12 protein-coding genes are annotated in these 23,580 nt (G+C 64.9%); 3 read left to right on the forward strand and 9 right to left on the reverse strand.

Annotated features, from left to right (window positions below; all coding sequences use genetic code 11):
• Positions 1–6 precede the first annotated feature (6 nt).
• Positions 7–303, forward strand: coding sequence for a c-type cytochrome (locus tag V9K93_RS03375; RefSeq protein ID WP_046985711.1), 297 nt, complete (start codon positions 7–9; stop codon positions 301–303).
• Positions 304–333: 30 nt separating this feature from the next.
• On the opposite strand, the gene V9K93_RS03380 is transcribed toward V9K93_RS03375, so the two are convergent.
• From V9K93_RS03380 to V9K93_RS03410, 7 genes are all read right to left on the reverse strand, one after another.
• Positions 334–1,077: a 3-keto-disaccharide hydrolase gene (locus tag V9K93_RS03380; protein WP_337302081.1), complete on the reverse strand. Its 744-nt coding sequence runs from the start codon at positions 1,075–1,077 to the stop codon at positions 334–336.
• A 14-nt stretch (positions 1,078–1,091) separates the two neighbouring features.
• Positions 1,092–1,667 (reverse strand): gluconate 2-dehydrogenase subunit 3 family protein, encoded by a 576-nt coding sequence (locus tag V9K93_RS03385; RefSeq protein ID WP_046985710.1) that lies wholly within the window; start codon positions 1,665–1,667, stop codon positions 1,092–1,094.
• Positions 1,667–3,352: a GMC oxidoreductase gene (locus V9K93_RS03390; RefSeq protein ID WP_046985709.1), complete on the reverse strand. Its 1,686-nt coding sequence runs from the start codon at positions 3,350–3,352 to the stop codon at positions 1,667–1,669. Before V9K93_RS03390 ends, V9K93_RS03385 begins: the two co-directional genes overlap by 1 nt.
• 27 nt (positions 3,353–3,379) lie before the next feature.
• On the reverse strand, positions 3,380–4,276 hold the full coding sequence (locus V9K93_RS03395) for a hydroxypyruvate isomerase family protein (protein WP_211195185.1): 897 nt from the start codon (positions 4,274–4,276) through the stop codon (positions 3,380–3,382).
• Positions 4,277–4,476: 200 nt separating this feature from the next.
• Positions 4,477–5,046 carry a single-stranded DNA-binding protein gene (locus V9K93_RS03400; RefSeq protein WP_337302082.1) on the reverse strand — a complete coding sequence of 190 codons (570 nt, stop codon included), beginning with the start codon at positions 5,044–5,046 and terminating at the stop codon, positions 4,477–4,479.
• A 192-nt stretch (positions 5,047–5,238) separates the two neighbouring features.
• The gene (locus V9K93_RS03405) at positions 5,239–5,787 is read right to left on the reverse strand and encodes a toxin-activating lysine-acyltransferase (protein WP_136638394.1); all 549 of its coding nucleotides are present in this window, start codon (positions 5,785–5,787) and stop codon (positions 5,239–5,241) included.
• Positions 5,784–18,449: an SPM autocatalytic domain-containing protein gene (locus V9K93_RS03410; RefSeq protein WP_337302083.1), complete on the reverse strand. Its 12,666-nt coding sequence runs from the start codon at positions 18,447–18,449 to the stop codon at positions 5,784–5,786. The genes V9K93_RS03405 and V9K93_RS03410 overlap by 4 nt, the downstream gene beginning before the upstream one ends.
• Before the next feature lie 25 nt (positions 18,450–18,474).
• Here V9K93_RS03410 and V9K93_RS03415 point away from each other — a divergent pair, with 25 nt between their 5' ends.
• A complete protein-coding gene (locus V9K93_RS03415; RefSeq protein ID WP_046985705.1) occupies positions 18,475–18,675 on the forward strand; it encodes a hypothetical protein in 201 nt (66 codons plus the stop codon).
• Between the two features lie 13 nt (positions 18,676–18,688).
• Here V9K93_RS03415 and V9K93_RS03420 read toward each other — a convergent pair whose 3' ends face one another.
• Positions 18,689–20,083, reverse strand: a complete 1,395-nt coding sequence (locus V9K93_RS03420) for an HlyD family type I secretion periplasmic adaptor subunit (RefSeq protein ID WP_046985704.1) — start codon at positions 20,081–20,083, stop codon at positions 18,689–18,691.
• Positions 20,084–20,113: 30 nt separating this feature from the next.
• Positions 20,114–22,297 carry a type I secretion system permease/ATPase gene (locus V9K93_RS03425; protein ID WP_282568112.1) on the reverse strand — a complete coding sequence of 728 codons (2,184 nt, stop codon included), beginning with the start codon at positions 22,295–22,297 and terminating at the stop codon, positions 20,114–20,116.
• A gap of 213 nt (positions 22,298–22,510) precedes the next feature.
• Between V9K93_RS03425 and V9K93_RS03430 the strand changes: the two genes are divergently transcribed.
• Positions 22,511–23,542: a LacI family DNA-binding transcriptional regulator gene (locus tag V9K93_RS03430; protein ID WP_046985703.1), complete on the forward strand. Its 1,032-nt coding sequence runs from the start codon at positions 22,511–22,513 to the stop codon at positions 23,540–23,542.
• Positions 23,543–23,580 lie beyond the last annotated feature (38 nt).

Here is a 23,580-nt window from a genome sequence, read left to right on the forward strand (position 1 = left end):
CCCCACATGAAAATGATCCTCGCAATGGCGGCGGCCCTGGGCGGCATGAGCCTTGCGACAGCAGCATGGTGCAAGGATGACCCGGCCGCCGGTGCAAAGCTCTACACCGCGAACTGCGTGGCCTGCCATGGTGCGGATCGCGCGGGCATGCCGGGCGCATTCCCGGCGCTCACCGATATCGGCAAGCGCATGGCACCCGCGCAGATCAAGGAAAAGATCAGCAAGGGCGGCGGGCTGATGCCGCCCTTCTCCCAGCTGTCGCAGCAGGAAATCGATGACATCGCCAGCTACCTGGCGAAGTAAGCGGCCGGCAACCACGCCGGCCGCGTGCCACTACAGCTCGCGCACCCAGATGTTGCGGTAGCTGACCCTGGAGTCGTGCTCCTGCAGGTAGAGCGGCGCACACCCATGTGGCGCGTAGGAAGGCGCACCGATGTATTCGGTCTTGCCTGCCAGCACGGTGTCGTCCTGCACCAGCACGCCATTGTGCAGCACCGTGATGCGCGCGGGCGACGCAAGGCCGCCGCCCGCCGAGAAGCGCGGTGCTTTCCAGAGGATGTCGTAGGCCTGCCACTCACCCGGTGCGCGCGAGACGTTCACCAACGGCATCGCCTGTTTGTAGACCGAGCCTGCCTGGCCGTTGGCATAGGTCGGGTTGTTGTAGCTGTCGAGCACCTGCAACTCATACAGCTCCTGCAGGAAGATGCCGCTGTTGCCCCGGTTCTGTCCCTCGAAGCCCTTCGTGTCGGCGGGTGTGCGCCACTCGACATGCAGTTGGACGTCGCAGAAGCGTTGCCTGGTGCGAATGCCCTTGCTGCCGGGCACGACGGTCATGGCGCCATCGGCAACCTTCCAGGGCACGCGTCCGCCCTGCTCCGACTCCCACGCGGAGACATCCTTGCCATCGAACAGCACGATTGCGTCGGACGGGGCCCTGCCTGGCGGCGTGGCCACGGTCGCAGGCACTGGCGTCCACACCTCGGTCTTCTTCGGATCGCGTGCAGCGTCGGCACCGTTCTGCGCGAAGGCGGGTGCGGCAACCAGCACGGTCACCGCGATCAGCAGCGGCTTGATCATCCTGTTGCGCTCCATCAGCTGGTCCCCCACGCGGGCGTGCCGGGAACATAGGCCAGGTCGCCGTCGTAGCGCCCCGGCACCGCAACGTACTGCAGCACCCCGGTCGCGCCGACTTTGGAGGTGAAGAAGCCGAAGATAGCCAGCTGCTTTAGCATCGTGAAGTAGTGTGGCATCGCCTCGCCTTCTTCAGGCGTACCGGTTTCGGTCACATCGGCATGACGTGCCTTGGCTTCGGCGTCCAGCGTTCGCAGCAGCCCGGTGCGGGCTTCTGGCGTGAGCGACACGAAGCGGCCGCCGGCGCGTTTGTCGATGTCGGCCAGGCCGGCGCGGAACGTCGCCTGCTGCCGGGCGGTGTAGCAGTCGCTGACGAACGTCGCCATGAACAGGCCGGCGCCGGCATCCTTCGCGCCTGGCGTCCGGGTCCGCGGCAGGATGGTCTCGGCTATCTCGTCCAGCGTGCCGACATCGGCGTCGGAGAAATGGATCTTCGCAGTGGCGGCCGGGGCCTGCCCCTGCACGAGCGCAGGCAGGCCGACCATGGCCGCACCGGTGGCGGCGACGATCATTTTCAACAGTTCACGGCGATCCATCAGAGGTTCCCCGCTTTCAGTTCGCGCACCGCATGGTCGGCGGCCCGGGCCGTCAGCGCCATGTAGGTCAGCGAAGGATTCACGCAGGCGCTGGAGGTCATGCAGGCACCGTCGGTGACATACACGTTGGGCGCATCCCAGACCTGGTTGTGCTGGTTCAGCACCGAGCTCTTCCGATCACGTCCCATCCGCGCGGTCCCCATCTCGTGGATGCCCTTGCCCGGGGCATAGTCGTTGTCATGCATCTTCACGTCCTTGACGCCGGCCGCTTCCAGCATCTCTGCGGCATCGGCGGCCATGTCCTTGCGCATCGCCAGTTCGTTGGCGCGCATGGCAACGTCCATCGCCAGTACCGGCAGCCCCCACTTGTCCTTGCGCTCCCGGTCCAAGCGGATCGTATTGTCGTGGTGCGGCAGCATTTCGCCGAAGCCGGTCATGCCGATACGCCAGTCGCCCGGCACGGTCAGCGCTTCCTTAAGGTCGGCACCGATGTTGAGCTCGGCGATCTCGCGCGACCACCCCGTGCGGCTGGCACCGCCCTGGTAGCCGAAGCCGCGCAGGTAGCCGCGTTTGTCGGCCGCGACGTTGCGGAACCGCGGAATGTAGAAACCGCACGGACGACGGCCGAAGTAGTACTTGTCTTCGTATCCCTCGACGCGGCCGGAGGCACCCGCACCGAAATGATGGTCCATCACGTTGTGCCCCAACTCGCCCGACGAGGAGCCCAGCCCGCCGTCCCAGACATCGGTGGCCGAGTTCATCAACAGCCACGTCGAGTTGAACGACGAGGCGTTGAGGAAGATGACCTTGGCGGTGTACTGGTAGGTCTGGCCGGTCTCGGCGTCGATGACCTCCACGCCGCGGGCACGCTTGCGGTCCTTGTCGTAGAGCACTTCCTTGACGATCGAGAACGGCCGCAAGGTCAGGTTGCCGGTCTTCATCGCCGCCGGCAGTGTCGCTGCCTGGGTGGAAAAGTAAGCGCCGAAGGGGCAACCCAGGATGCACTTGTTGCGGTACTGGCAGTTGACGCGGCCCTGCTCGGGCATGGGCTTGGTGATGTTGGCAGTGCGCGAGTGGATCATGTGCCGGGTGCCGCCGAATGCCTTTTTGATCCGTGCGGCCACGTCCTTCTCGACGATGTTCAATGGGATAGGCGGCAGGAACTCGCCATCCGGCAACACGTCCAGCCCTTCACGCGTACCAGCAATACCGGCGAACTTCTCCACATGGTCGTACCACGGCGCGATATCGGCGTAGCGGATCGGCCAATCGGCCGCGATGCCGTCCTTGAGGTTCGCCTCGAAGTCCAGGTCGGAGAAGCGATAGCTCTGCCGGCCCCATAACAATGAGCGGCCGCCGACGTGGTAACCACGGAACCAGTCGAAGCGCTTGGTCTCGACGTAGGGCGAGTCCTGCTCGTTGGCCCACATTCCTTCCAGGTTTTCGGCCAGCCCGTAGTCGCGCATCAGCACCGGGAAATCGGCTTTCATCGCCTGGGTGGGCCGGTTTCGATGCGGGAAATCCCATGCCTCCTTCATCGCATTGACGTAGTCCTTGACGTGCTCGATGTTGCGTCCGCGTTCCAGCATCAGGACCTTCAGGCCCTTTTCGGTCAGCTCCTTCGCTGCCCAACCGCCACTGATTCCCGAGCCAACAACAATGGCGTCGTAGTGATTATCTGCCATGGGTTTCTCACCTGGGTGGATATCGTTTCAGACGTCGCAGAGGCGGATTGCCTCGCGCAATGAGCCAACGGGATCGGGCGCTGCAGGCATGAACTCCTGCGCCAGATATCCCTTGAAACCGGTGTCGCGGATTGCGCGGCAGATGGCCGGATAGTGGAGCTCCTGCTGGTCTCCGATCTCGTTCCGGCCGGGCACGCCCGCGGTGTGGTAATGCTTGAAGCAGGCATGATGCTTGCCGATGGTGGCGATGATGTCGCCTTCCATGATCTGCATGTGGTAGATGTCGTAGAGCAGGCCGAAGTTGTCCGAGCCGAGCCGCTGGCACAGCTCCACACCCCATGCGGAGTGGTCGCACAGGTAGTCGCGATGATCGACCTTGGAGTTCAACAGCTCCATCACCAGCACCACACCGCGCTTCTCGGCGTGCCCGAGGATGCGCTTGAGGCCGGCCTCTGCATTGGCCAGACCTTCCTTCGGGTCCATGCCGTTGCGGTTGCCGGAGAAGCAGATCAGGTTGCGATAACCGGCATCGGCGACCAGATCGATGTGCCGCGTGTAGCGTTCCACCAACTGGTCATGGAACTGGCGGCCAGCAAAGCCCTTGGTCAGGCCCAGCTCCGCGCCGTTGCACATCGAGCTGTACACGCCGTTGGCCTTCAGCGTCGGCCAGTCCTCCGGACCGACCAGGTCGATCGCGGCAAAACCGATGTCCTTCACTGTCGTGCAGAGCTGGGCGACCGACAGCTGCGGGAAGGTCCAGCGGGCGACGGAATGCTTCAGGTTGCCCTTGAGTTGCGCAGTGGCGGCGAATGCGGGGAGCATGCCTGCCGCCCCCAAGCCAATGCTGCCGGCAACTGCGAGACGCAGCGCATCGCGCCGCGTGAGGCCCGTCGCCGGGGCCGGTCTGATCGAATGGATGGACATCCACCTGCCGGCCTCCCAACCGGTATCAAACGCAACGATTCACAGCAATGCAATCGATTGCACCATAGGGGAGGAAATTGTCTGTTTGCAAGTCGCGGTGCACGAAAACCGATGCTGCGAGGCACAACTCCGAATGGATTCCGGAAAAAGAAAAGCCCCGCATCGCGGGGCTTTCTTTTCTGCTGCAGGCGACCGTTCGATCAGAACGGAATATCGTCATCAGCGAAGTCGTCCATCGGCGGCGCCTGCTGCGGCTGCGGGCGCTGGTTGCCACCCTGGTTGCCGTAGCCGCCGCCCTGGTTGCCATAGCCACCACCCTGGCCTCCGCGCTGGCCACCGCCGCCGCCGCCGCCGTACTCCTGGCGCGGCGCCTGCTGGCGCTGCGGGCGCTCACCGCCGCCGTAATTGCCACCACCACCACCGCCGCCGCCTTCACCGCGGCCGCCCAGCATCTGCATCTCGTCGGCGATGATGTCGGTGGAGTACTTCTCCACGCCGTCCTGGCCGGTGTACTTGTCGTAGCGCAGGCTGCCTTCGACATACACCGAGCTGCCCTTGCGCAGGTACTCGCCGGCGATTTCGCCGAGCTTGCCGAAGAACACCACGCGGTGCCATTCGGTACGTTCCTGCTGGTTGCCATCCTTGTCCTTGCGGACGCTGGTGGTGGCCAGGCTGATGCGGGTGATCGCCATGCCACCCTGGGTGTACTTCACGTCCGGATCGTTGCCGAGGTTGCCGACCAGGATGACTTTGTTGATGCCGCGCGCCATAGGTAAGTGATTCCATTGTCCGGGGGCTGGTGCCTGTCATAGCACACAGCCGGAGTTGCCGATACCCGGCCGCCCATGGGTGGGCACTGCCAGAAACCCGACATTCTATCATCGAGCCCCAGCCCACCGGGCTTGCCGCTGTTCCCCCGACCGCCAGAGTGGCGGCCGGGGCGGACGTTCACCCTTCCCGGATCAGGCCGCCTGCGACGGCACGCCGCCCAGGGTCACCTTGTCACGCCGGCCGGTGGCCGGATCGGTCCGGTGCATGGACAGGCTGCGCCCCGCGAACGGCCCGGTCAGCAGATCGCCCAGCATGGCCTCGGCCAGGCCGTTGCCGGGCTGGGCGAAGGGGGTGATGAACTCGATCAGCCACAGGCGATCGCCACTGTTCCAGTCGTCCAGTTCCAGCCGCTCGCCCTGCTCCAGCTTCTGCTCGGCCTGCTCGGACAGGTTCGCCCAGATCGCAACGCCCAGCGGCAGCTGCTCCAGCGCCTGCTGGGTCAACCCGGCGAAGGCCGCACCGGCTTCCTGCATGCCCGGCAGCGGCGGCAGTGTGCCGAAACGGAACACCCGGAACTGCTCCTTCAGCAGCGGCGGCATGAACGACCATTCCAGGTCCTTGAGCTGCATCTCACGGTGCAGCGGCGATTGCGAAAGCAGCCAGACGATCTGGCCCAGAGCCTCGGCAACAGTGCGCGGTGCCCCTTCGGCGGCGGCGGTGTCTGTCGTGGAAGTGATCATGAACGGGAAATCCTGTAGTCGGGAATGGCGGTCAACAGTTCCATGGTGGCCGGATCGCGCGCGGCCGTGCTGATGCCCTGGGCATAGGGCTGGGCGTCGAACGTGGACATCGCTTCGATCATCTGGAAGCGCTTCTTCTGCGCCAGCGCCAGATTGTCATGCAAGGCTGAGCGCTGTGTAGCCGGGCCGGACGGAATGCTTTCGTCGATGGGGGCACGCTGTTCCGACCGAGCCGATTGCTGCATACGCTCGGCTTCGGTGGGCTCAACGCCACCGAAGCGATCCCGGGATTCTGCCGCCGCCAGTTCCGCCGGGGCCTGCGACAGGTCAGCTGCAGGCGCTAAGCGTGGATCGCCGCCTCGGCGGTTGACCCGGCCGGAGGCGGCATCACCGCTGCCCAGGTCACGTCCGCCCTTGCCGGCGCCACCGTTGAGATTCAAGCCGTCCCCGTCAGCGTCCTCCTCCCGCTCTCCAAATGCGAAGAACATGTCCGACAAGGCCGCCTGGGTGCCATCGGTACGGGTGTACTGACCGTTGGCGTAGGTGGTGTTGTCCGGCGATGTACCGGGCATCTGCCCGGTGCGGCGCGCATCAAGATTGATCGACGCCACGCCCGCCTGTTGCAACGTCAACAGTTCACCGATCTGGCTGATGCCATCGCGGTTCGCGTCGCGCCAGACCTGGAACTCTGCAAAGCGAGCGTCGTTGGCATCCAGGCGCCGGTCACCATTGCTGTCATAGGCAGCCAGGCCTTCAAGGTCGGAATGGGCCCCCTCCAGATCCATCGTGAACGAGATTTCGGCGCCGGAATCGATCGTGCCGTTGCGGTTGCGGTCCAGGACAAGCAGGCCATCGTGTGGCCCGACCCAGCCTGTCAGGTCACGCACGCCATCACCATTCATGTCGAAGCGTGTGGCGCTTTGCGCCCAGCCCACGGTCTCGACGCCGTCGCCATCCAAATCAAGTACGACTGGGCCCAGGCGCCCGCCCCACTGGTTGACGACAAACTTCAAAGGATCACTCCACAGGCCGGCGCTGTCCTGCGACTGGACCACGATCTCATACCAGGTATCGTAATTGACCTCCTGGAAGTAGCCAGCCCCACTTCCGCGTGGATCCCCCCAATCTCCCGAGGTCTCCGTGCGCAGTCCACCTCGGGCAACAATGCGCTGGAGAAAGATATTGTCCGAGTAGGCCGCAAGGAACCCATCACCCGAGATGGCCCGCGTGGTGGTTCCCCCATCGAAGGTGTAGGTGTCCCCGGAATAGGTGTCCCAATACTGGCCCGACGTTCCGACAAACTCAACGGCACTGGTGACAACCAGGCGTGCGAAGAAGTCCTCGGGGTCACTGGCGGACACCACTTGGACAAAGTTCCCATCCTGCCAGGTCGCAATCGTCGGACGCTCATTGACGTTCTGCACATTGATCGTCACCCAGGTGGTGCTCGACAATCCGCCACGATCGGTGACCGTCACCTGGATCTGGTGGCTCTGTGCGGATTCATAGTCCAGCTGCCCGTGCAATGCGATCTGCCCGGTGGTGGCATTGATGCCGAACAGATTGCTGGCGCCGCCGGTAATGGCAAAACGGTGGTCGCGGTTGTACCACTGGCTGTCGGGGTCGGACCAGTTGGTGAACTGGAACACGGTCTGCCCTGCGCCCGGCGACGATTCAGCCAGCGTCAGGCTCTGGCCCCAGGTTGTCGGCGCTTCATTGACGTCTTCGATGCGTACCGTGATCTCGCGGTTGCCCGACACCAGCGCGCCGTCTGTCGCACGCACCGTGACGTTGTAGTACGCCTCCAGCTGGCCGTCGCCATCTCCGTCGATCAGCTGCAGGTACGGCGCCACGGCCTCGAAATCGAAGCTGCTGACGTTGTACTTGAGCTGGTTGCCGGATATCACGAACCAGGCAAACGGGTCGTTGATGATCTGGTACGAGGGCGCGGTTCCGTCCGGATCAGACGAGGACAGCGTGGCTACCACCTGCCCGGACACGCCGGTGTTCTCGGAGGTGAGGGCCACGTGCTGCACGACGTCCGGCGTTCGTGGTGCTTCGTTGACGTTGGACACGCCCACTTGGAACACTTGGTCGCGGGTCGCGCCGTGGGTGTCGGTCACCCTCACTGTAATTGCATGCGAAGTGGCTGCCTCGTAGTCCAGCAGCCCACCATTGGCGACGCTCAGTACACCAGCAGCAGTGATGGCAAAGCGGCCGCCGGCATTGTTGACCAGGGTGAAGGTCAGGCCGTCGGTGGCATCCTGGTCCTGGCCGCTGAACCTGCCGACCTCGGTGCCGTTGCCCGTGTTCTCGGCAATGCTGAGCGAGCGGTCGGCAGTGATACCATGAGGCGCGTCGTTGACGTCCTCCAGGCGCACGGTAATGGTGCGCGCACCGGCCGAGGTCAATCCACCGGATACCGCTTTCACCGACACCGAGTACACCACCTCCTGGCGGCCATCGCTGTCAGCATCGCTCAGTGTCATGCCGGCGGCCTTCAGCGCCTCGAAATCCAGCACCAGGCCGTCACGGAACTTCAGCTGGTTACCGACCAGAGTGAACCAGCCGCGCGAGTCTCCCTCCAGCACATAGCTGTAGCTGCCATTGCCGCCGCTGGAAGCCAGGTTGGCAATCACCACACCGCCCAACGCGGCATTTTCGGCAGCGATGGCCACCGGCTGGCTGGACACGGTCGGTATCGCCGGAGCTTCATCGACGTTGGTCACCGCCACGGTGAAGGTCTTGTCGCGGGTGAGGCCACCGGCGTCGGTCACGCGCACCACGATCTGATGCGATGTGTTGGTCTCGTAGTCGAGCAGGCTGGCATTGGCCACCGTCAGTACACCCGCCGCGGAAATCGCAAAGCGGCCACCGGCATTGTCGGTCAGGCTGAAGGTGAAGCCATCGTTGTCCGCGTCGACGCGGGCGAAGTTGCCCAGCACCGTGCCATTGGCCACCGGCGCATCCGCCGTGGATTCGACCGTGCTCAACGCGCGGTCGACCGTGATGTCGGTCGGACGCGCGTTGATGGAGACCGACAGGGTCTGCGTCTTGCTGCTGGTCAGGCCGGTGGCGGTCTCCTTGGCGATGGCGGTCACGGTCAGCGCCGCAGTGCCGGTCAGATCGGCCGACCACGTGGCCGGGCCGACCAGCGCTAGGCCGGCCAGCTGCGCCGGCGTCAGCGACCACACGCCGTTGCCCAGGTTCGTTCCCTTGTTCAGGGTCAGCCCGGTCGGAAGGTTGGAGATGCGGATCTCCAGGGTCTCCGAACCATCGGTATCGGACAACGCAGCCTGCACATCCAGGGCCAGCGTGCCACCGTCGAGGGTCGTACCGACCTGCACCGCGCGGCTGATCACCGGCGCATCGACCACCGGTTTCACGTCGAGGAAGAACACCCGCTCGGTCACCAGGCCACCCGCATCGGTGGCGACCAGCTTGATCGCTACCCGTCCGCTGGCATTGCCCTTCGGCACCAGGGTCACCGTCCGCTCGCCGTTGGCACCGGCGGTGATGGTCGGCGCGTTCATCCAGGCCACAGTGGAACTGAGATCGGTAGCGTCCAGTACGAACGCCTGTACGGTCACGCCGGATGCGGGGGTCAGGTCATCGCCCACGGTGAACTGCACGGCAACCTGTCCATCTTCGTTGATCGACTGGTCCGCCACGACGCTGACCGAGGGCAGACCGTTGCCATCCCAGTGGTGCCGCCATTGGTTCTCGAAGGACGCATCAGCATGCAGGGCCTGGTAAGCGGCTACCGTGGCGGGCTTGGTCCGGCCGGCCATCAGCGTGACCAGCGCCTCGGCGTTGATGGTACTGCTGGCATGCTCGCCGGCCAGGATGAAATCGATCTTGTAGTTGGCGCGGTCATTGGCGCTGGTCGTGGTGTACCAGCCCTTGATCGTGGTCACCACGCTGGTACCGATCACCGAGATCACCAGATCATCGCCGGTGCGGCTGAACCACAGATCATTCCGACTGATGTCGCGGTAGCCGATGACGTCGATGTCGTCGCCACTGGAATCGTAATTGCGGATCTCATCCGCACCCGAATCGCGATCGATCAGATAGACGTCACTGTCATCGCCACCGATCAGGATGTCGCTGCCGGCGCCGCCATACAGCGTATCGTTGCCGGCCTGCGCATCCAGCAGATCATCACCGTCACCACCATAGAGCGTGTCATTGCCGGCCCCCCCGTAGAGCGTGTCATTGCCGGCACCGCCCTCGATGTAGTCATCACCCGCGCTACCGGTGATGGTGTCGTTGAATGCACTGCCGATGATCCGCTCGAATGCATCTTCAAGCACGTCACCGGCCGCTGCGCCGCCATGGGTTCCCGTCGCCAGGTTCAGCACCACGCCGGCCGTTGCCGAAGCATAGGTCAGCGTATCGACACCGGACCCGCCGGAGAGTGTGTCAGCACCAGCGCCACCCTCAAGAAGGTCGTCGCCATCGCCACCGCGCAGGATGTCGTTGCCGAGGCCTCCCTTCAGCGTGTCATTGCCGATGCCACCTTCCAGCAGATCGTTGCCGGCACCGCCATCGAGAATGTCGTTGCCTGCATCGCCATACAGACGGTCATCGCCGTCTTCGCCGTACAGGTTGTCATCGCCGTCACCGCCACGCAGTTCGTCGATGCCCGCACCACCGTACAGGGTATCGCGACCGAGCTCGCCCCACAGTTTGTCGTCGCCGGCATCACCGCGCAGGGTGTCATCGCCATCGCCACCGTACAGATCGTCATTGCCACCGCCACCATTGATGGTGTCGTTGCCGCCCAACCCCTGGATCACGTCGCGGTTGGCCTGGCCGACCAGCGTTTCACCGGCTGCGGTGCCATACAGATAGTCGTCGCGGTTGACGACCGTGAACACCAGCTGCTTGCTGACACTCAGTCCAGCGCCGCCACGATCGGTTGCCGTGACTGTCACCGTCACCGTACTTCCCGCTTCATAGTCGACGATCGCGCCAGCCTTCAGGCGCAACTGGTTACCGTTGACGATCTCGAAACGGCTGTCCGAAACGCTGTAGGCCATGGTGGCGAAGTCGCTACCCGCCACGGTGTCCGGATCGGTGGCCGACAGCGTCCCCAGCAGGATCGCGGGCAGCGTGGTGCCGGTGGCCACCCGATCGGTTTCGTTGAAGCTGGTGGTTGTGGCCGCGAATGCCACCGCGGTCGGTGCTTCGTTTTCGTCTTCGATGGCATAGGTGAAGCTGAGGGTTCCGGCCGAGGCCAGCTCGCCGTCGAATGCCCTGACACTGGCGGTCAGCAGCACTTCCTTGATGCCATCGCCATCGAGGTCGACCAGAGTCGCGCCCTGCGCTGTCGCCAACGCCTCGAAGTCGATCGCAACGCCCGAACGCACCCGCACCTGTTTGCCCACCACCTCCAACAGGCCGCCCGGGTTGGTCACCAGCTGCAGGGTAGGCGTCGTGGTGTCGGGATCGCCAATCACGAAGGTGCCCACCACCGTACCGGCCCCGGTCTTCTCGCCGGCCAGAACCGGTGCGGTGTTCGGCGGGCGGGTCGGCGTGAACGGCGCCTCGTTGATGTTGCGCACGTCGATCGTGAAATCCTTTTCGAACCACGCGCCGGCGCCGTCGGTCACGCGTACGCGGATGGTGTGCGCGGTGCCGGTCTCATAGTCCAGCTTGGTGCCATCGCGGACGCTGAGCGTGCCATCGGCCGCAATCCTGAAGCGGCCACCGCCGTCATTGATGAGGGTGAAGGTGGCCGTATCTTCTGCACCGTCCCGGTCGACATGGCCGAAGCGGCCCAACGACAGGTTGTTGGCGGCGTTCTCGTCCACCGCCAGCGGACCCGGGGCGAGGATGTCGCTGGGCACGTCATTGACCGAACGCACCACCAGGTCCACCACCTGGTCGGCGGTATTGCCGTCGGCATCGGTGACCCTGACCACGAAGCGGTCGGTGCCGTGGCGATCGGCTGCGGGGGTATACACCCAGGCACCGGTGGCTGCGTCGAGTGCAACGCTGCCCATCGTCGGCCCCTGCAGCACGGCGTAGCCGGAGATGTTGTCGTCATGATCGACGGCATTGACGTTGCCCGCCAGTGCCACGTCCTCGTCAGTCGACAGCGACTGGTTGGCCAGCTGCGGGCCGGCCTTGCCGGTGGGATGCCAATAGCGCGTCAGCTGCGCCGCAATGGCTGCCGGCAGGACGGCCGGCACCTGCGTGGAGAATTGCGCCATGGCCTGGATCAGCGGCTCGGCATGGGCCAGGAACAGCGAGCCCGCCGCTGTTGCGATCTCCCGCAGGCGACCTGCCCCGGTGTAGTAGCCGGCGATCGTAACGCTCGATCCACCGCCCAGCACGCTCACCACCAGGTCGTCACCACTGCGCTGCAACCAGACCGATTCCGGACCGGCGTCCTGCAACACCAGCCGGTTGCGACCGAGCGAATCCTCGATCCGATCCGCTCCGTCATGACCCGCGACAACATAGGTGTCGTCGCCCGCACCACCGCGCATCAGGTCGTCACCACCGTCGCCGGACAACGTGTCGTTGCCGTCTCCGCCTTCCAGCAGGTCGTCGCCTGCGCCGCCGGACAGGACATCATCGCCGGCCTCGCCGTACAACTGGTCCGCGCCCGCCTGTCCCCCCAACGTGTCGTCGCCGTCTCCGCCCCAGGCCTTGTCGTCGCCCGCGTCACCACTGATCTGATCGTTGCCCAGACCGCCATACAGCTCATCGGCGCCGGTGCCGCCGGCCAGTACGTCCTTGCCCGCACCGCCATCCAGACGATCATCACCGTCATCGCCGGACAGCGCATCGTCGCCGTCGCCTCCCATCAGCGTATCGTTGCCGTCTCCGCCAACGAGCACGTCGTCGCCCGCCCGGCCGTCCAGCCAGTCGTTGCCCCCCAACCCGAGCAGCCGGTTGGCACGCGCGTCGCCACTGATCGTGTCACCAAAGTCAGCGGTTCCCACCACGTTCTCGACCGAGCTGACACCACCATTCAGCACGATGCTGTCACCGGTGGCGTGCCCGCCGAACAACGAGCCCGTGGCGAGATCGGCAACCAGCGCCGCGCTGGATGAGACGTAGCGGATCGTGTCTCCGTAGGCCTGCCCAGGCTGGATCGCCTGCCCCAGGCTCACACGGTCACTGCCGCCGTCCAGCACGTCCGCGCCAGCACCGCCCTCCAGCGTGTCATCGCCATCGCCACCGCTCAGCGTGTCGTTGCCGTCGCTGCCGGAAAGGACATCCTCACCCGCCCCTCCGTTGATGACGTCGGCCGCCGTACCGCCCAGGATCAGATCGTCATCGGCCGTGCCCCCCTGCGCGAGCTGGCGGAGATTGCGCAGTTCAACGGTAAGGCCATCGTTGAGCTGCGTGCGCTCAACACTGATCTGCGCGTTGCCGTCACTGCCGATCTTCACCGATCCATTCTGGGCCGCGACCACGTCCAACTGATTCTCGCCGCCGACAATGCGCAGGCGCAGATTGGACAGGCTGATGCCCTTTCCGAACGACAACAGGTCGTCGCCCGACGCGTCCTGGCGCGGCGCCTCACGCAGCAGCTGCAGGCCGTTGGCGGTGTTGCGCCAGGTCGTTCCCTGCAGGCGCCCCACCCCGTAGTTCCAGGCCGAAGCCGGCGGGATCGTGGCCTGCTGCTGCGAGAACAGGAAATCGACCTGATCGAAACTGCGGTAGGCCACCTCTCCGCTGAGGCGGTTGGTCAGGGTCAGCCGGTACGCATGCCGCCCCGCGCTATCGCCCAGGTAATCCCACGATGCCAGGTACGCGCCGGATACCTGGCCGTCCGCGCCCACCACTTCCTCCAGATCGAACGCCGCGTCCATGATCTGGTCGTCACCGTCGCCGACGTTGTACTCATACACATCGTCGCCCGCTCCACCACGCAGCAGATCGTTGCCGCCGCCACCCCGCAGGATGTTGTCGGAGGCATCACCGCCCAGGCGGTCGGCACCGCTTCCGCCGGCAAGGCCCTCGATGCCCTCATACACGTCGCCCTTGGCATGGCTGGTATTGCCGACGGTGTTGCCAAGATAGGCAACGACCGCGCTGCTGCCGGCATAGGATGCGATGTCGGTGCCCAACCCGCCAAACAGCAGATCGGCGTCGCTGCCCCCTTCCAGCGTGTCGTCGCCGCTCCCGCCGTAGAGGATGTCCGCACCGGCACCGCCCTTCAGCAGGTCCGATCCTTCATTGCCGTTGAGCAGATCATCGCCAGCACCGCCGTCGATGACATCGTCACCACCGTTGCCGGTCAGCCAGTCCTTGCCGGACGTTCCACTGATGGTGTCGTTGCCATCACTGCCGCCCAGCAGCGTCATCGCGGCAACGCCCAGGCGACCGGTGGCGGCGAACACCATGTTCTCGATGGAGCCGCCCAGCGCGTACCAGTCCTTGATCGTAAGCGTGTCTGTGGACTGCGACAGACGGCCCGCGTCGCCATCACGGCCCACGGTCAGGCGCAGATCGTTGCCGATCTGCTGCAGCAGGATGTCCTGGACGTCGATGCCCGCACCGAACTCCAGTGAATCAACGCCGGCGTTGCGCGCGATCACGCCATCCAGCGCGCCCATGTGGCGGCGCAGCACCTGTGCCTCGTCGTTCCAGTCGTTGTGGCTGATCCAGCTGGCGCCATTGAAGTACACCACGCCGTCCTTGCTGACCGTGCCATCGGCGTTGCGCACGTAGCCGTTGACGTAGCTGCCCTTCTCCCACACCAGATCCCAGTTGTCGACGTAGTCATCAAGAAGAATGTCTTCGCCATCGCCACGCTGATAGCGGAAGACATCATCGCCTTCGCCGCCCACGACCTCGTCGTTGCCGCGTCCGCCGACGACCAGATCCGAGCCGGAACCACCATATACACGGTCGTTGCCACCGTCGCCGAACACGGTGTCGTTGCCGTCGCCACCGAGCACCTGGTCGTTGCCGGAGCCGCCCATCACCCAGTCCTGGTCGCCGTCGCCGGCAACGAAATCGTCGCCGGCCCCGCCAATGCCGAAGTCATTGCCGGCCAAGCCACGGATCTCGTCATTGCCGTCACCGCCATAGATGAAGTCGGCGCCATAGGTACCGAGGATGACGTCCGATCCGGCGCTGCCGATGATGTAGGACGTCATGTCACCAATGCGGACCTCCTCACCATTGGCAAACCGCAGCCACTCCACCCGGTGGGTCGTCTCAAACCAGTCGCTGATCACCAGCTCGTCGCTGGTGGTCCTGGCACGGCCGGCCGAATCGATGAACACCAGCGAGATCACCAGGTTGTTGCCGTCCCTGCGCATGCGCAGGTTCTCGAACGCAACACCGGCGCTGAACACGATCGCATCCTCGCCGCCACGGACCGTGCCGTCGGCAAGGTAGTCGCCGCCGCCTGCCCAGCCACGTGCCAGCAGCCCCTGCTCCATCTGGCGGATGCGCCAGGCCAGCGAGTCACCGCCCTTGTTGGCCACCGACGCGCCGTCCGCCTCGTCGAAGATCACATCGCGGCCATCGCCAAATCCGAACAGGTACTGGTCCGAGCCACCGCCGCCGAACAGCGCGGCGCCATTTCCGAAGCGGTCGTCACCGGCACCACCGCTGATGATGTCGGCACCGTCGCCGCCCAGGATCCGGTCGACGCCGGCACCGCCTTCAAGCCAGTCCGCGCCACGGCCACCATAGAGGCGATCGTTGCCTGCGCCGCCGCGCAGCAGATTGCCGTTGCCGCCGTTGACGGCGATCGCCGCGGCCTCCGCTGCGGCATCGCCGGCCGCAAAGGTGATGTTGGAAACCGCGCCGGCGAACAGGACGTCGTCACCGTCCTGCCCGAGCAGCCAGTCATCCAGGCGTCCGCCGACCAGCGTGTCATTGCCGGACCCGCCGAGCAGATCATTGCCAAGGTCCCCGCCGCGGACGATATCGTCGCCGTCGCCTGCATCGATGATCGCGGCCACATCCACCTTGTGGCTGCCATTCATCGCCGCGCCGTTGACCTTGAGCGCTGCCGAAGAGGCCAGCACATTGCCTTCCAGCGAGATCTGGTCCGCCCCGCTGCTGCCGGCGATCTCATCCTTCATCGAGGTTTCGATGCTGTCGCGTATTGTTCCGGCGCGCTCATCACCGGCCATCACCGTGAACGTGCGCTCCTTGCCGTCGAGTGCCATGTAGAGATTGGCTGGCCCGATACCGATGCCGTCCACGGTGCCATCGAGGATCTCATCCATCAGCACCGAGAAACCGCCCGTCCAGTCGCTGGCGGCGCGCCGGTGCAGTCCCAGCTCGCGGGCACGTGCGAAGGTAATGGCCCAGCCTGCGGCGAAACCATCCGCCGATCCGGTCGACAGCAGGGCGTTGACCACGCTGGGATCGGCCATGTAGCGGCCATAGTCCAGGGCCACGGACAGATCGCCCACCAGCTGCGTTGAATTGAAGTCCTGTGGACGGGTGGTCGCCAGACCGTTGGACAAGGTCCGTTTGATGTAGATGTCACCGCCTGCCATCTGTGGCACCAGCGAACGCAGTGCCGCCAGGGAGCCGTAGCCGATCACCTCGGCGGCATCGCGCGTCTTGAAGACCACCGCCCCGTTGCGCCGATAGACGAAATCCTTGCCGTGGGTTCCGTATCCACCGGCAACCACGGACGCGGGATCGATCAGGCGTGAACCTGCCAGTTCCAGTACGTTGTTCAGCGTTCCGCTGACCGTCTGCGCGAAACTGATGGCCGCCATCGGGGTGGCGCCCGAGCGCTGCCAGACGCCGCTGATGGCGAACTTGCCCGAGGCCTGGTCCCAGGTCACCTCGGCGCCGGAACGCGGCTTGCCCCCGAACATCGATCCGATCACGCCGCCGAAAATGTAGCCAATGAACGCACCGATGACCGCGCCGACCGGCCCGGCCATGGACCCGAATCGCGTGCCCATCGCCGCACTGGAGGCTGCGCTGGCGGCGCCAACCATGGCACCGATGGACGCCCCCAGCGACGCGCCGATCTGCCCTGCGATGGTATCGAACTCCACCAGCTTGGAGGCCAGCTTGGTGCCCAGCCAGGTGGCCACCACCGTGCTGATGTTGAAGCTGCCCAGGTTGATGTTGCTCAGCGCTGGTACGCCGTTGGAAATGTTCTGGATGATCATCCCCAGCGCCTGCGCCGCTGCAGACTGGCCCAGCTCGCCGACCACCGTTCCCTCCAGGCCGAGGGCATGGATGAGCTCACCGGCCAGATAGGACGAAACCACGCCGGTGGCGTTGGCGCCCAGATCCAGTTCGATATCCTGGAACGCGGCATCGAATGCCTGGAACGCCGATTCGGTCACCCTCAGCTGCGCCAGCGCTTCGGCCAGATTCTCGCCCAGTGCGGAAAACACGATTGAACCGATGCTGCTGACCAGGGCGTCGTCGAACAGTACCGAACTAAGCGAGCTGCCGAAGCTTGAACCGATCGAACCGATGTTCACACCCAGATACAGCACATCGTCGGTGGTGGTCACCGTGCCATCCGCAGCGATGACGGTGTTGACCTCGATGCGGATGTTGCCGCGGGTGGTGACGTTGTCGATCTGGTCGACTTTTCCATCTCCGTTGCTGTCGATCCTCACCTGCGCGGTCTGGACATAGTCGTCCTCGTCGCTGACATCGCCGCCGGAGATCAGGAAGCGATTGTTGCCAAAGTTGCGACTGCCGCTGGTCTTCTCCTGCAGCACGCGCTCGATGCGGTCGTAGTCCCCGTCACCATCAAGATCGGTGCGGACGATCTCGATGACGTCGCCATTGATCGTCTCGCCTACGATCCTCACGCCGTCGCCCTGCGGTTCGGCGATGGTCAGGATGTAGCCGGTGGGCAGATAGCTCTGGCTCTGCCCGATGAAATCAGCCGAGGGCAGGATGAGCTCCTTGTCCGCCTTGGGCAGGAATGCGAGCGTGCCGTCGGTGCGGATGACCGCAATGTAGTCCTGTGCGGTGACCTGATGCTCCTTGTAGGCCTCGATTGACAGGGTATAGGCGGGGCCATTGTGAGCACCCACGCCTGTCACCATCACGTACTTCCCGCTCTCGGTCAGTACATAGAGATCCGGCAGGATCACAACATCGCCGAGGCGGCCACCGGCAGTCCAGGCGCCGCCCGGAACGAAATCCGATTGGCGCACATAGTGCGTGTAATGGCCCTGGATGAAGGCCTGCGCGGCCGTCGTATCCACCCCCTGACCATGCACCATCGCCATGATCATGCCGAGGCTGTCGGATGGATTCCCCACGCCAAAGCCGGCTGAACCCTTGCCAATGCCACTCATCCGGTTGATATCGAAGCCCACCGGCAGGTTGTCGCGGGTCAGGAACAGATCCATCATCTGCGTCTGCGCAAGCGCGGTTCCCAGCGAGAAGCCCGGGAAATACAGGTCGCCGAAGTTCAGTCCGATTCCCTTGGCATCTGCCAGCGCCTGTCGACCGAATGTGATGGCGTCCAACTGCTGCTGCGTTGGAATGTGCAGCGTGGCCAGGGCATCGGTAATGATGTCGCGCCAATCCACCGGGTTGGCCTGTGTTGGCCGATTGGCAACGATGAAGGAGTTGCTCGCGTCGTGATAGAGCGCCATCCCGAAATAGCCGCTCTTCTCTTCGGCGGAGGCTGAGATCACCGACCAGCCGGTGCCATCGAGCGCGACACGGATCGACATCTCGTCAAACTGCATGAGCTCGGCAATGGACGCCATCAGCGCTGCGTTGTCGCCAATCGAGGCGCTCGCGCTGGCGGTCTTCATCCGCCTGACGATCGTGGTGATGGACCGCTTCGGAACCTGGGTGATGGTGCGACCACTCATGTCAGTTCTCCACTCCATTGGGTTGAACAACAATTTCGGCACGTTGCCGGTTGGCAAAAAATGTGATCGGATTCAGGGTTGAGGTCCGCGCTCGCTCATCGCTCCCGCCCCGCTTCCTGCACACGTCTTGAAAGCGGCGACAACAGGTACTCAATGATGCGCCGATCACCGGTCTTGATTTCCGCCGTTGCTGCCAGGCCCGGTGCCAACGCGCGACGCCTCCCATCCACCTCGATCCAGGGCTGCAGCAGGCGCACGCGGGCCGGGTAGCGCAACCCTTCCTTCTCGGTCTGTACCGCATCGCGGCCCACAGTCTCGACCACGCCATCCACCACACCGTAGCGGGTGAACGGATAGGCCTCCAGCTTCACCTCCACCGGCTGCCCGTCGCGGACGAAGCCGGCATCGCGATTGGGCAGCATCGCATCGACCACCAGCTCGCCGTCATGCGGCACCAGCACCATCAGCGCATCGGCCGGCTTCACCACACCGCCGATGGTGTGCACCTGCAGCTGCTGCACCACGCCGGTCACCGGTGCGCGTAGCACCGTGTGACCGGCCTTGTCATGGGCCTTCTTCAATTCTTCGCCACGCAGCGCGCGCGCCGCTTCGGCCTCGGTCAGGGCATCCAATGCTTCGCGTGCGAACTCGCTGCGGCTCTTGCTCATCTGCTGGCTGGCCGCCAGTTGCGCTGCGGTCGCTTTGCGCTGCTCTTCGCGACGGATCGCCAGGTCCTGGCGCATGCCGACAACACGCTCCTTCACTTCGGCCACCTGCAGTCGCGGCACATAGTTGTCGCGGCTCAGTTCCTCCAGCTTGTTCAACTGATCGGTGGCCAGCGGCAGCTGCTCTTCCAACTTGGCGATCTCGGCCAGGATCATGCCGTGCTCGCCATCGCGCTGGCTACGCTCCTGCTGCAAGCCGCCCACAGTGGAATCGAACTCGCGCTGCTTGGCGGCCACCAGTGCCTGCTGGATGGCAACGATGCTGTCAGGCGTTCCCTCCGGTGCGATGAAGCGACCGGCCCGCCCAGCAACGTGGTCAACCACGGCCTGCGCCCGTGCCACATCGATCTGCGCGGTCAGCAACGCCTGGCGCGCCTGCTCGACTTCGGCATGGCTGACCGTCGGGTCCAGTTCGAGCAGCGGCGTGCCGGCCCTCACCGACTGCCCTTCGACCACATGGATCGCACGGACCACACCCTGGTCCGCGGCCTGGATCACCTTCACGTTGCCGCGCGGAATCACCTTGCCTTCAGCCACGGCGACCATGTCCAGGCGGCCAAGGCACGACCAGATCAATGCAATGGCCAGAAAGGCGATCAGCAACCAGAGAACGGTGCGGCCGATCGGGTTCGGTGGCTTTTCCAGGATCTCCAGCGCCGCCGGCAGGAAGTCCGGCGCCGCCGAATCGCGTTGGTCCGGCTGCGCACGCTCCGCGCGCAGGCTCTCGCGCAGGATGCCCAGGTGGTGCCTCAGTCCCTTCAACATGCGTGCTGTCCTTGGCTGGGCGCGCGGTGGTCAGTTCAGCGGGGCCGCCACGGCGGGCAGGCCCATCTGTTTGGTGTAGAGCAGTGAGTAACGGCCTCCCGCGCGCAGCAGATCCTCGTGCGTGCCGGTCTCGGTGATGCGGCCACGTTCGAGGGTCACGATGCGGTTGGCCTGGCGTACCGCCGACAGACGATGCGCGATGATGATCACGGTGCGGCCGGCGGACATCCGCTTGAGGTTGTCCTGGATGACTTCCTCGCTCTCCGCATCCAGCGCCGAGGTCGCCTCGTCGAAGATCAGGATCTTCGGATCGATCGCCAATGCACGCGCGATTGCCAGACGCTGCCGTTGGCCGCCGGAGAGATTGCCACCACGCTCGTCGATGCGTGTGTCGTAGGCCTCGGGCAGCTCCAGGATGAAATCGTGCGCACCAGCCAGCTTGGCCACTTCCACCACCCGGCTCATCGGCATCGCCGGGTCTGCCATGGCGATGTTCTCGCGCACGCTGCGGTTGAACAGCAGGTTTTCCTGCAGTACCACACCCACCTGCCGCCGCAGCCACGCCGGATCCACCATGGACAGATCGACACCATCCACCAGCACACGGCCACGCTCCGGGGTGTGCAGGCGCTGGATCAGCTTGGTCAGGGTCGACTTGCCGGACCCCGAGGGGCCGACCACGCCGAGGATCTCACCCGGAGCGATCTCCAGACTGACCGACGACAACACTTCCTGTCCCTCAGGCCGATAGCGGAACGACACATGCTCCAGCGCGATGCGGCCATCTACTGCCGGCAGGCTGGCACGCGAGGGTGAGCTGGCCGGTTCGGTAGGGGAGTTGAGGATGTCGCCCAGCCGCTCCACGGCAATGCGCGCCTGCTGGAAGTCCTGCGCCAACTGCGCCAGGCGCAGCACCGGTCCGGCAACCTGCCCGGCAAGCATGTTGAACGCCACCAGCTCGCCCACGGTCAGCTTGCCGTCAATCACCAGCCGCGCGCCGAAGAACAGCAGCGCCACCGTGGCCAGCTTGTGGATCAGCTGCACCGCCTGCGAACCCCAGTTGGCCAGCATGCTGGCGCGGAAGCTGGCCTGGATGTAGCCCGCCAGCTGCTTGTCCCAGCGGTTCTGCGCCTGCGGCTCGACCGCCAGCGCCTTGATGGTTTCCACACCGGTTACTGCTTCGACCAGGAACGACTGATTCTCGGCACCGCGCACGAACTTCTCATCCAGGCGGCGCCGCAGCATCGGCCCGACCACCATCACCACCACGGCGTACAGCGGCAGCGTGATCAGCACGATCAACAGCAATGCAGGGCTGTACAGCCACATCACGGCCAGGAACACGATGGCAAAGAACAGGTCCAGCACCACGGTCTGCGCCGAAGATGTGAGGAACTCGCGGATGGTCTCCAGTTCGCGCACGCGCGCCACCGAATCACCGACACGGCGCGCCTGGAAGTAGGCCAGCGGCAGATGGGTGAGGTGCGAAAACAGCTTCGAGCCCAGCTCAGCATCCACACGGCTGGTCGTATGCGAGAACAGGTAAGTGCGCAGCCCGCCCATCACCACTTCAAACACCGAAACCACCAGCAGGCCCAGGGCGAGCACTTCCAGGGTGGTGATGCCCTTGTGCACCAGTACCTTGTCGATTACCACCTGGAAGAACAGCGGCGTGATCAGTGCCATCAACTGCAGGAAGAACGAGGCTACCAGCACGTCACGCAGCAGGCGGCGATACTTCACCAGGGCAGGAATGAACCAACCGACATCGAAGCGCCTCGCGGCGCCGGCCACGCTTTCACGCGTGGTCATCAGCAACAGGCGGCCATCGAACTCCTGCGAGAACTCGCCAAGGGACAGCGTGACCGGGCGTCCGTCGGCCGCCGCGTCGAAGCACAACACGTTCTCGGCGTCGGCCTTGAGCACGAGCGTATAGCGTCCGTCGGCCAGGCAGGCGATGGCGGGCAGCGGATGATCGCGCAGCGCGGTAACCCGCGCCTGTACCACGCGTGCTTTGACGTCCATCCGCTTGGCCAGGCGCAACAGATCCTGTGTATCGATACGGCCTTCGGGGTGGCCCAGCTGGTGCCGGAGCTGGTCGGGGTCGGCAGGCCGATCCAGAAACCCCAACAGGGCGACGAAGCACGCCAGCGCGCCTCCATCGTCCACGCACAGCGACTCCTGCAGATCGATCCCTGATCCGTTGCTGCCCACGTCAACTGCCTTGTTGTCCCCTGGTGCGCGGACTCTAGGGCCATGCCATGGCAGCTGTCCATCTGCTGAATGTGCTTTTGTGCAAATCAGGTCAAAGTGACAAATTGGTCACATTTTTTAACATCAATCCCGTTCATTCAGACAGGAGCGCACCTGCAAGCAGGGGGCCAGCCTCATGGCATCATGATCGCTGCACGTTCCCTATCAGTTCCCATGACAATCAAAGGCAAAGCCACCTCCCTGGACATCGCCCACCTGGCCGGGGTCTCCCAGCCCACCGTGTCGCGGGCCCTGCGTGGCAGCCCGATGGTCAATGCCGAGACCCGCGAGCGCATCCTGCGCATCGCCCGCGAGCTGAACTACAAGGTCGACAAGAATGCCTCCAGCCTGCGCCTGCGCAATGCCGGCACGCTGGCCCTGCTGTTCTTCGAAGACCCGACCAACGACGACTCGCTGATCAACCCGTTCTTCCATTCGATGCTGGGCTCGATCACCCGCGCCTGCGCCCTGCACGGGCAGGACCTGCTGGTTTCGTTCCAGCAGCTGTCCACCGACTGGCAGGCCGATTACGAGGACAGCAACAAGGCCGACGGCATCATCCTGCTCGGCTACGGCGACTACCACGAATCGCGCGACCGCCTGCAACGGCTGGTCGAACAGGGTACGCACTTCGTGCGCTGGGGCGCCGCCCTGCCCGGCCAACCCGGCGTGTCGATCGGCAGCGACAATTTCCAGGGCGGGCACGACATCACCACCCACCTGCTGCAGCAGGGCTGCCGCCGCATCGCCTTCCTCGGCCATGCTTCCAGCCACTACCCCGAATTCCAGGAACGCTACCGCGGCCATGTCGCGGCCCTGCGGGACCACGGCCTGGCTGCCGAGGCGGCGCTGCAGCACGATGCGATCACCACCGAAGCCTCCGGCCAGGAGGCCTGCCAGGCACTGCTGGCGCGCGGCGAGCCGATCGATGCGATCTGCGCGGCCAGCGACCTGATCGCCATCGGCGCGATGCGGGCCCTGCGCGAAGCCGGCCTGCGGGTGCCGCAGGACGTGGCGGTGACCGGCTTCGACGACATCCCCTTGGCAGCATCGGTATCTCCCGCGCTGACCACCGTGCAGCAGGACACCAAGCAGGCCGGCCAGCTGCTGGTGGAGCGGCTGCTGGCACTGATCGGCCGGCAGGCAGTGGACAGCCAGAGCATCCCGGTAAAGCTGGTGGTGCGGGAATCGTCGCAGCGCGGGTAGTGTCGAGCTTGCTCGACCAGCGGATGCGACTCCCGTCG

Source organism: Stenotrophomonas sp. CCNWLW162 (assembly GCF_037203745.1).
GTDB classification, from domain to species: Bacteria; Pseudomonadota; Gammaproteobacteria; order Xanthomonadales; family Xanthomonadaceae; genus Stenotrophomonas; species Stenotrophomonas maltophilia_AQ.